The organism is Mesotoga sp. UBA6090 (assembly GCF_002435945.1).
Taxonomy (GTDB): domain Bacteria; phylum Thermotogota; class Thermotogae; order Petrotogales; family Kosmotogaceae; genus Mesotoga.
Map to the genome: position 1 here is coordinate 18,942 of NZ_DIXC01000048.1, position 8,116 is coordinate 27,057.

Consider the following 8,116-nt stretch of genomic DNA (forward strand, 5'->3'; position numbering starts at 1 on the left):
AGGAGAGCTAGCAGTAGCGGAGGGTGTGTAGTCTTTGAATACTAAGAAACTCCTTTGTATAATCTCAATTAGAAAAGGCAGACTTGCTGGAGAAATTCCGTGATCTGATCAGAAAACAAGACCGTTCGATTATGAACAGGACACACGGTTGGAAACGCGCTTCAAAACATACAGTTGGGTATCTGTGATAATGAGACCGATTTGTGAACTGGGGAAATAAATGATCGAATTTCAGAGAAAAAGATGTGAAAAATGGCGGGCTCCAAGAGGAAATAAATAGCTATTATACATCTGGTTGGATCAGTAAGACTCATTGAATTTACGGTTAATGACGAACTTGTGAAAGGGGGAATATATGAAGCTGATCACTCAAGACAAGGAGTTCTTTCCTTCAAGAATGGAGGAGAAACTAAGTTTCGTGTATAAGCTGGGATTCGACGGCTTCGAGATAGATGGAAGGCTCTTGATCGAAAAGCTCGCCGAAGTGAAGGCGGCCGTTCGTTCCACCGGCCTTCCTGTTACAAGCGCTTGCGGCGGTTATCGTGGTTGGATCGGCGATTTTTCCCAGGACAAACGTAAGCAGGCAATAGAAGACATCGGAGAAATTTTGAAGGCTCTATCTAAAATTGGTGGAAAGGGAATAGTCGTACCTGCCGCCTGGGGAATGTTTTCGAAGAGACTTCCACCTATGGTCCCTCCTAGAACTGATTCAGAAGATACAGCCGTTCTGCTCGACTCCCTCGAAAGCTTGAACAAAATAGCTGCAGAAACGGACACCTTTATCTATCTCGAGCCACTTAACAGGTATGAAGATCACATGCTTAACACCCTGCAATCTGCCGCGGAACTGATAGAGATGGGCGGATTTTCGAATGTCAGACTTACCGCTGACGCTTTTCATATGAATATAGAAGAGGCCGATCTTCGTAAAAGCATTGTGCAGAACAAGGAGTATATTGCGCACGTACATATAGCCGACAGCAACCGCTATCAACCGGGCCAGGCCCATCTTGATTTTGATTATTTCTTTTCTGCACTTTCGGAAATCGATTACAGCGGGAACGTGGTCTTTGAATGCAGGGTTACTGGAGACGACCCGATCGAGAGTTACAGAGAATCCTGTTGCTTCATAAGAAGCATTGTTGGGAACGCTGATATATGAGAAACGACAGACTCCGGGTTGCGATAGTCGGTGCAGGGCAGATAGTCGAGGTTACACATTTGCCCATTCTTTCGTCAATGAGGGAGAAATTCGATCTTGTCGGGATTGCAGACATTGTGGCGGAGAGAGCCGAAAGACTGGCGACCAAATTCGGTGTAGAACGGGCTTTCCACGATTACGAGGAGATGCTTTCGCTTCTCAAGCCAGATGCAGCACTTGTCTGTACGCCGAATAGATTTCATGCAGCTGCCACAGTAACCGCACTCAGAACAGGTTGCCATGTTTTCTGTGAAAAACCTCCCGCTATGAACAAGGAAGAGGTCCGCCAGATGACGGTCGCTTCGAGGAAAGCAGGAAGGATTCTTTCTTTCAACTTCAACTACCGGTACAGAAGCGAGGCAATCGCTATCAAGAAGTTCGTTGATAACGGCGATCTTGGCGAAGTCTATCTTTGCGAGGGGAGCTGCTTGAGACGGCGCGGAATACCCGGCTGGGGTTCCTTCTCAAGTAAGGAAATGCAGGGCGGAGGACCCCTGATGGATATCGGAGTGCACATGCTCGATCTCGCCCTCTTCATGATGGACTTCCCCGAACCCGAAAGCGTAATGGCCAGCACCTACTGCAAGATAGGTAACAAAAAAGGTGTCGGCTTGATGGGCAGCTGGGACCCGGGTAAATTCAATGTTGAGGATTCGGCTTTTGGGTTCGTGAAATTCGCGAACGGAGCATCATTGATTCTGAAAACGGCTTTCGCATTGAACATGAAGGATCGTTCCACCATGAATCTTCAGATCTTCGGCGACAGGGCAGGCGCCACGGTCTTTCCACCTGAAGTATTCACTCAAATTCACGGTGAGCTGGCAGATATCTCTCTTCCATTTGCAGAAGATAAAAACTGCTATGTGAGATCGTTAGGAGCATTTTTCGATCGCTGCCGGGGAGGGAGTGCTGAATTACCCACTCCTGAACAGGCATATCTCGTTCAGAGCCTCCTTGACGCTTTTTATGAATCGGCTGAAAGTGGTTCGGCTGTGATATTTGAAAGGGGCTTAATGTAATGAAGATCACAATTCTGAACGGCGCCAGTGAGGAAAGCGGCACTTTTGAAGAGTGCCTGGAAAAGCTAGTTGAATCTCTTTCAAAGATGAAGAATGAGATTCAATTCTTTAAGCTGAGAGATTTGCAGATCAAGCAGTGTATGGGATGTTTTGTATGCTGGGTCGAAACTCCTGGAGAATGAATTGTTCCAGATGACACAGTCAAAAACAGACGGGCCTGCAGTAAATTCCGACCTGCTTCTTTTTGCCTCACCGCTCGTTCTTGGCTTTACCACATAGATTCTTAAGAAAGCAATCGACAAAATGATCCCGATCGTCCATCCCTATTTCACCATAAGAGCCGGCAAGATCCACCACAAGAAGCGCTACAAGACTTGCCCGCTCTTGGGTGTCCTGATCGAGAAAGAAATCGATACAGACGAAGAGGATCTGGAAATAGTTCAGGCGATTTATGAACGGGTGGCAATTGAGATGGTATCCAGTCTTGTCTTCTTCGATTCCGTTGAAAGGCCGCCTAAGGGGGTCGCATATGCGATTACTAATCATTAATGGATCACCTAGAGGGAACAGGAGCAACTCACTCGTAATTGCGAATCACTTCTTGAGTTGAATAAAAGCCTCTCTCCAGAACAATCTCCAGCTAGAAGTTGTGAACCTGATCGTAGAGCATTCTGCCCTCTCTGATGTGACAGAAAGAATCGCCGTTGCCGATAAGGTTCTCTTCGCCTTCCCCTTGTATGTCGACAGCATGCCAGGCTTGGTGATGGGGCTGTTTGAGTCCATATACAATTTGAAAGGGAAGTTATCGGAAAAAGAGTTCTTGTTTTCCATCCAGTGCGGTTTCCCTGAGACTCTGAACCTAAGATTTATCGAAAGATACCTAATGAAGCTTACAGGAAGACTAAGAGCAAACTATGCGGGATGTATCAGCAGGTGAGGGATGGAAGGAGCGAGATTTCTTTCTGAAGATTCACAGATACTTCAGAGATATCGGAAGCTCGGAGAGATATATGGAAAGACCGGTAAGCAAGACAAAGATCTGCTCGGAAGAATCGCCGATCCAGAGAGAATACCATTGGCTGCCAAAGCGATCGCCCTGGTGCTTTCCCCGATCGGCATTTTCGACAAATACTGGAACAGACAACTTAAGACGAACGGGGTTTACAGAAGAAGGAATGACTGACCTTATAAAGGATAGAAACGAATCTCCTGACTGTTTTCCCTTATCACTAAATTCTGCAGAGTGAACTTGCCAGTGAAAAAAACAGGAAGCTCAGTCCAGGCTGCTCATAATTGCCTGAACAAATAGGACCGAGTTTTGGTATATCTCTCCGTAATCGACCCCCGACTTTATCAGTTGAAGTTCTAAAAATAGCCAATACAGCGAAAAAAAGAAAATGAAAGTCAGAATGTTGCCACTACCGTGCTTTCAGAAGCTCAATTCATTGGGTTTAGAGACGTTTTTTGGTGAAGCCATTCCCATTGTGGAGAGTATCTTGTTGCTGAGAGAGAATGCTGTTGATACATTGTACCCGACAATCACGGCCCTTCTCGAAACAAAACCGGGATTCGGGAATCTGAGTCGCAATCTAATAGCAGCCAGTAATAGTAAAGTTAAGACCCCAGCTGGAAGGTACGCCCAATGGATCAGAGTCGCACGAAGAAACTTGAGAGCAAAGCCGACCCAGATACAGGTAGCTTCATATCTGTCAATGCTTGTGGCGAATTAGTCCAATCAACTTCGCAATCTCAATTACGGGAATAGGCACCAGCGAGAGAAGGAGGGCCAGAACGTACATCGGCGTCTCCAGTTGAGCCAATCCGAAAATTGTGGCGAAAGGAGAGATAAAAACAACGACAGCTACCATCGCCAGCGATGTTAGCACTGCAAGAGATAGCACTTTGTTTGAAAGGATCCCGATTCTGAACAGCGAATGACTTGACCGCATATTGAACGAGTGAAAGATCTGAGTCAAAGAAAGAATGACAAAGGCCATGGTTCTTCCGACAACAACATCTCCGGTGCGCTTCCAGCCAATCGCAAAGCCGATCAAAGTGAGAATAGCAAACATAGCTCCTTGAAGAAAAACCTGAAGTCCCAGTCCCCTGGCAAAGATGCTTTCGTTCTTGGGTTTAGGCTTTCTTTTCATGATATCCTTCTCTACTGGCTCCATACCGAGCGCGATCGCTGGCAGGCTGTCGGTCACGAGGTTTATCCAGAGCAGTTGTGCAGATATCAGCGGAGCTTCTCTCCAGATCATCATGGCGGTAAAGACTGTAAGTATCTCTCCAATGTTTGTTCCCAGAAGGAAACCGACCACTTTTCTGATATTGTCGTATATGCCGCGGCCTTCCTTAACGGCATACACAATCGTCGCGAAATTGTCGTCAGTAAGCGTCATGTCGGCCGCGCTCTTCGCAACATCGGTTCCGGTTATTCCCATCGCGCATCCGATATCGGCAGCTTTGAGGGCCGGGGCATCGTTCACCCCGTCCCCCGTCATTGCAACGACTTCACCCCGCTTCTGCAAGGCATGAACGATCCTGATCTTGTCTGACGGCGATACTCTTGCATAGACCGAAATACTTCCTACCCTGCTGTCCAGTTCATCATCAGGCATTTTAGACAGCTCGATTCCGGAGACAACCTCATCTCCGTCAAGCAAGATGCCGACTTCTCTGGCAATAGCCGCAGCCGTAAGTTTGTGATCGCCAGTTATCATCACTGGCCTGATCCCTGCCTGGCGACAAAGTCTGACGGACTCTTTCGCCTCGGGACGTGCAGGATCTATCATACCTACGAGACCAAGGAACGTAAGACCACTCTCAATCTCAGCAGGATCAAGGGTCTCTGGAATCTTCTGGATTTCTTTGGAGGCGACGGCTAGAACTCGAAGCGCGTTGCTTCCCATTTCGTCCGCGATCTCTTTCCCCTTTTCAACATCTCCGGATGTACATCTTGTGGCAACTGAATCTATCGCACCTTTGACGATTACCACGTTTTTTCCATCGATGGCGTTAATAGTTGTCATCATCTTTCGTTCTGAATCGAATGGTATCTCGGCCAGTCTTGGATACTTCTTCTCTATCTCATCTTTCTGTATCCCATTTCTCATGGCTGCAAGCACTATAGAGGTCTCAGTCGGGTCACCGATGTGCTTTTCTTCTCCATCCTCAATAACGACTCTGCCGTCTGAACAAAGCGTTGCGTACAGCAAAAGGTCCCTCATGTCAGACGAATTATCACCGCTAATCTCCTCAGTAACTGACGAAGCAGCCAAGAAGGCCTTGACCAGGGTCATCTTATTCTGTGTGAGAGTTCCCGTCTTATCTGAACAGATTACCGTAGCGCTTCCGAGAGTCTCTACGGCGGGCAGTTTTCGAATTATGGCGTTCCTCTTAACCATTCGTTGGACTCCAATAGCAAGCACAACGGTCACGATCGCCGGAAGCCCCTCCGGTATCGCTGAAACCGCGAGCGAAACAGAGATCATGAAGATCTCCATTATTGGAATACCTTCAATAAACCCGACAAGAAAAATCACTGCACAAGCAATAAGAGCAGCGATCCCAAGATACTTCCCAAGAACGGCTAGTCTTTGTTGAAGAGGAGTTTGAGTGTCTTCTTCTTCAGAAAGCAGGCTTGCGATCTTTCCCATTTCTGTTTTCATTCCCGTCTCAACGACGACGCCCTTCCCTCTTCCATAACTGACACTGCACCCTGAGAAAACCATGTTATGTCTATCACCGAGAGAAGCCTCTTCCTTAACGATTGCATCTGTCGATTTCTCGGAGGGGACCGATTCACCGGTCAAGGCAGACTCATCGACCTTCAAACTCGCGCTTTCAAGGATTCTTGCGTCGGCAGGAACGAGATCACCGGCCTCAACGAGGATAATATCTCCCGGTACCAGCTTCGATGCCCGAACCAATTTCTGTTCTCCGTCACGGATTACCCTGGCGTTTGGAGAGGAAAGCTTTTTCAGGGCATCAAGAGCCTTCTCTGCCTTACTCTCCTGCATTACACCGATAACAGCGTTCAAGATGACAATTAGCATTATCAGAACCGGCTCGAAGAATCCTTCCTTTTCGAAGATCGAGACAAGAAACGAAATAGCTGCGGCAGCAATCAGAATGATTATCATTACGTCCTTGAACTGCTCTACAAAGCGTTCAAGATTCGTCTTCTTTTTCTCCTCGCGGAGAATGTTTTCGCCGTATTTGCCCAGACGTTCTTGAGCTTCAGAAAAACTAAGGCCTATTTCTGGATCGACTTCAAGTTCTTCGGTAACCGCTTTTGTCTCAATGAAGTGCCAACTCACAGTATCCCTCCACCATATCCATCTGTCTAATAGTTCATTCCAGATGAGAATCGTCTCCAAACTAAGTAAGTCCCACTAGAAAGCTTTGTAAAATCTCCTCGCGGGCGAGCTCCGATCAAGATTGTTTAGGATTTCCTGCCCTCAGCGAAATTTCGGTCCCTCTTATCAGAGAAGAGAGAACAACTCGAAATGATTGAAGAAAGGAATTGCGCAATTCTTCATCACTCATCAGACTCTTCTTTTTGAAGTCATCGTAGTAAGCCGCAAAGGTTACAAGCGGCATTATCGAGAAGAAGAATTTGAAAAGTGTCATTTCTGGCGAGTAGTTGAAGTCACTATCGGCCTCGGAAATAGATCTGAAAATCGGGTTGTCCTCGGAATCTCTTGATAGATCAAGCAGTCTGAAAAGGTAGTCGTGGTGTTTGCTTTCTTTCAAAGATTCGTGCATCAATATTCTCAGAATTAGCCTGTTCTCGATGAGATAGTCGAGTATCTTGTCGTAATAGAAGAGCGACCTCTTCAGGAAACGCGCCACCGAATCTTCATCGATGAACTTCATCCTGTCATGCTCTATATCTAGCTCGCCATCTCTGATCATCTGGATAATACTTGCCTGAACGAAGTCCATCGCTATCGTCGTCGCATCTCTTAGCAGAGAATCCACAAGGTGGCTCAGAATCTCTTCCTTGCTATTGAAGTAATAGTATATGAGACCTTTGGTTACCCCCGCAGCTTCCGCTATCTCGCTTGCAGTTGTCGCGTGAAATCCCTTCTGAGAAAACAACTCTATCGATGATTTTATTATTCTTTCTCGAGCCTCGTTGAAATCTGAAGATTTCAATTTAGACCTCCTGACTGACCGGTTAGTCAAAGATATTATATACCGTTATCGCTGACTGTCATAGATAGAAAAGAGACCAAGATAATTAAGAAAATGAGACTATCACTAAAACGAATGGGCATCCTCAGCTCTTAGAAAGCTTGTCATCACCAATAAGTCAGTGAGTTAAGTTGCATTGATATGCCGCTTCTTGCGTGAATGCTGTGGTCGGCTCCAGATGATCCAGATCTTAAGTACTTCAGGGAGGAGGGCCACATAGTGGCGGAGGGTGTCGATTCTAAGATCGAGATGCAAGAAATCAGAAGAGAGAAGAGTCAAGTGCAACGTAAGTACCCATTGCCTGATCAGAAGGAAAGGGCTTCATTCGGTGAAGCAACATGATTTGTACTTTCACCGCTCTCTATAAGCCTCATCATTACCCACAAGTATTGGAGAAAAGGCAAGCGAAGTGATAGATTAAGAGTATAGATTGGCGAACATTGTGAATTCTTCTTTTAATGCGGTATGGAAGTGATCTCAGTGATTGGGATAAGTGATGAGTTTGAAGAAAGCGATTTTGGTGACAAGAGGTTGAACAAGAGATTGAAGAGTATCTCAGAGGCTTTTGTGTGAAACAGTGAAAACAGCATTCCGGAAAGCTTTGAAGGTTGGTCTGAAACAAAGAGCGCATGCAGATTCATGAGCAATCCAAAGGTAGAGAACCTTCAGCTGGAGGAAAGACAAAGACTAGAGG

General features: G+C 46.4%; 8 protein-coding genes and 1 pseudogene. 7 read left to right on the top strand and 2 right to left on the bottom strand.

Annotated elements, in window-relative coordinates; translation table 11 throughout:
• The first annotated feature begins 355 nt into the window (after positions 1–355).
• The 6 genes from B3K42_RS07395 to B3K42_RS07420 all read left to right on the top strand — a co-directional run bounded on the left by B3K42_RS07395 (position 356) and on the right by B3K42_RS07420 (position 3,403).
• A complete protein-coding gene (locus B3K42_RS07395; RefSeq protein ID WP_292598011.1) occupies positions 356–1,162 on the top strand; it encodes a sugar phosphate isomerase/epimerase family protein in 807 nt (268 codons plus the stop codon).
• Positions 1,159–2,220, top strand: a complete 1,062-nt coding sequence (locus tag B3K42_RS07400; protein WP_292598013.1) for a Gfo/Idh/MocA family protein — start codon at positions 1,159–1,161, stop codon at positions 2,218–2,220. Before B3K42_RS07395 ends, B3K42_RS07400 begins: the two co-directional genes overlap by 4 nt.
• Positions 2,220–2,402: a hypothetical protein gene (locus B3K42_RS07405; protein ID WP_292598017.1), complete on the top strand. Its 183-nt coding sequence runs from the start codon at positions 2,220–2,222 to the stop codon at positions 2,400–2,402. Before B3K42_RS07400 ends, B3K42_RS07405 begins: the two co-directional genes overlap by 1 nt.
• Before the next feature lie 121 nt (positions 2,403–2,523).
• Positions 2,524–2,769 (top strand): hypothetical protein, encoded by a 246-nt coding sequence (locus B3K42_RS07410; RefSeq protein ID WP_292598020.1) that lies wholly within the window; start codon positions 2,524–2,526, stop codon positions 2,767–2,769.
• Positions 2,770–2,869: 100 nt separating this feature from the next.
• A complete protein-coding gene (locus B3K42_RS07415; protein WP_292598022.1) occupies positions 2,870–3,157 on the top strand; it encodes an NAD(P)H-dependent oxidoreductase in 288 nt (95 codons plus the stop codon).
• 3 nt (positions 3,158–3,160) lie between these two features.
• Complete coding sequence (locus B3K42_RS07420) at positions 3,161–3,403, top strand: hypothetical protein (protein ID WP_292598025.1); 243 nt, start codon at positions 3,161–3,163, stop codon at positions 3,401–3,403.
• Between the two features lie 526 nt (positions 3,404–3,929).
• Here B3K42_RS07420 and B3K42_RS07425 read toward each other — a convergent pair.
• A complete protein-coding gene (locus tag B3K42_RS07425; protein ID WP_292598027.1) occupies positions 3,930–6,542 on the bottom strand; it encodes a calcium-translocating P-type ATPase, PMCA-type in 2,613 nt (870 codons plus the stop codon).
• 115 nt (positions 6,543–6,657) lie between these two features.
• Positions 6,658–7,383 (bottom strand): TetR/AcrR family transcriptional regulator, encoded by a 726-nt coding sequence (locus B3K42_RS07430; RefSeq protein ID WP_292598029.1) that lies wholly within the window; start codon positions 7,381–7,383, stop codon positions 6,658–6,660.
• Positions 7,384–7,902: 519 nt separating this feature from the next.
• On the opposite strand from B3K42_RS07430, the pseudogene B3K42_RS07435 reads away from it, so the two are divergent.
• Positions 7,903–8,116, top strand: a pseudogene (locus B3K42_RS07435) (IS4/Tn5 family transposase DNA-binding protein); the annotation flags it as partial.

Excerpts from the sequence above, each read along its gene's own strand:
- B3K42_RS07395 (WP_292598011.1), top strand. The coding sequence starts at position 356 with ATGAAGCTGATCACTCAAGACAAGGAGTTCTTTCCTTCAAGAATGGAG.
- B3K42_RS07400 (WP_292598013.1), top strand. The coding sequence starts at position 1,159 with ATGAGAAACGACAGACTCCGGGTTGCGATAGTCGGTGCAGGGCAGATA.
- B3K42_RS07405 (WP_292598017.1), top strand. The coding sequence starts at position 2,220 with ATGAAGATCACAATTCTGAACGGCGCCAGTGAGGAAAGCGGCACTTTT.
- B3K42_RS07410 (WP_292598020.1), top strand. The coding sequence starts at position 2,524 with ATGATCCCGATCGTCCATCCCTATTTCACCATAAGAGCCGGCAAGATC.
- B3K42_RS07420 (WP_292598025.1), top strand. The coding sequence starts at position 3,161 with ATGGAAGGAGCGAGATTTCTTTCTGAAGATTCACAGATACTTCAGAGA.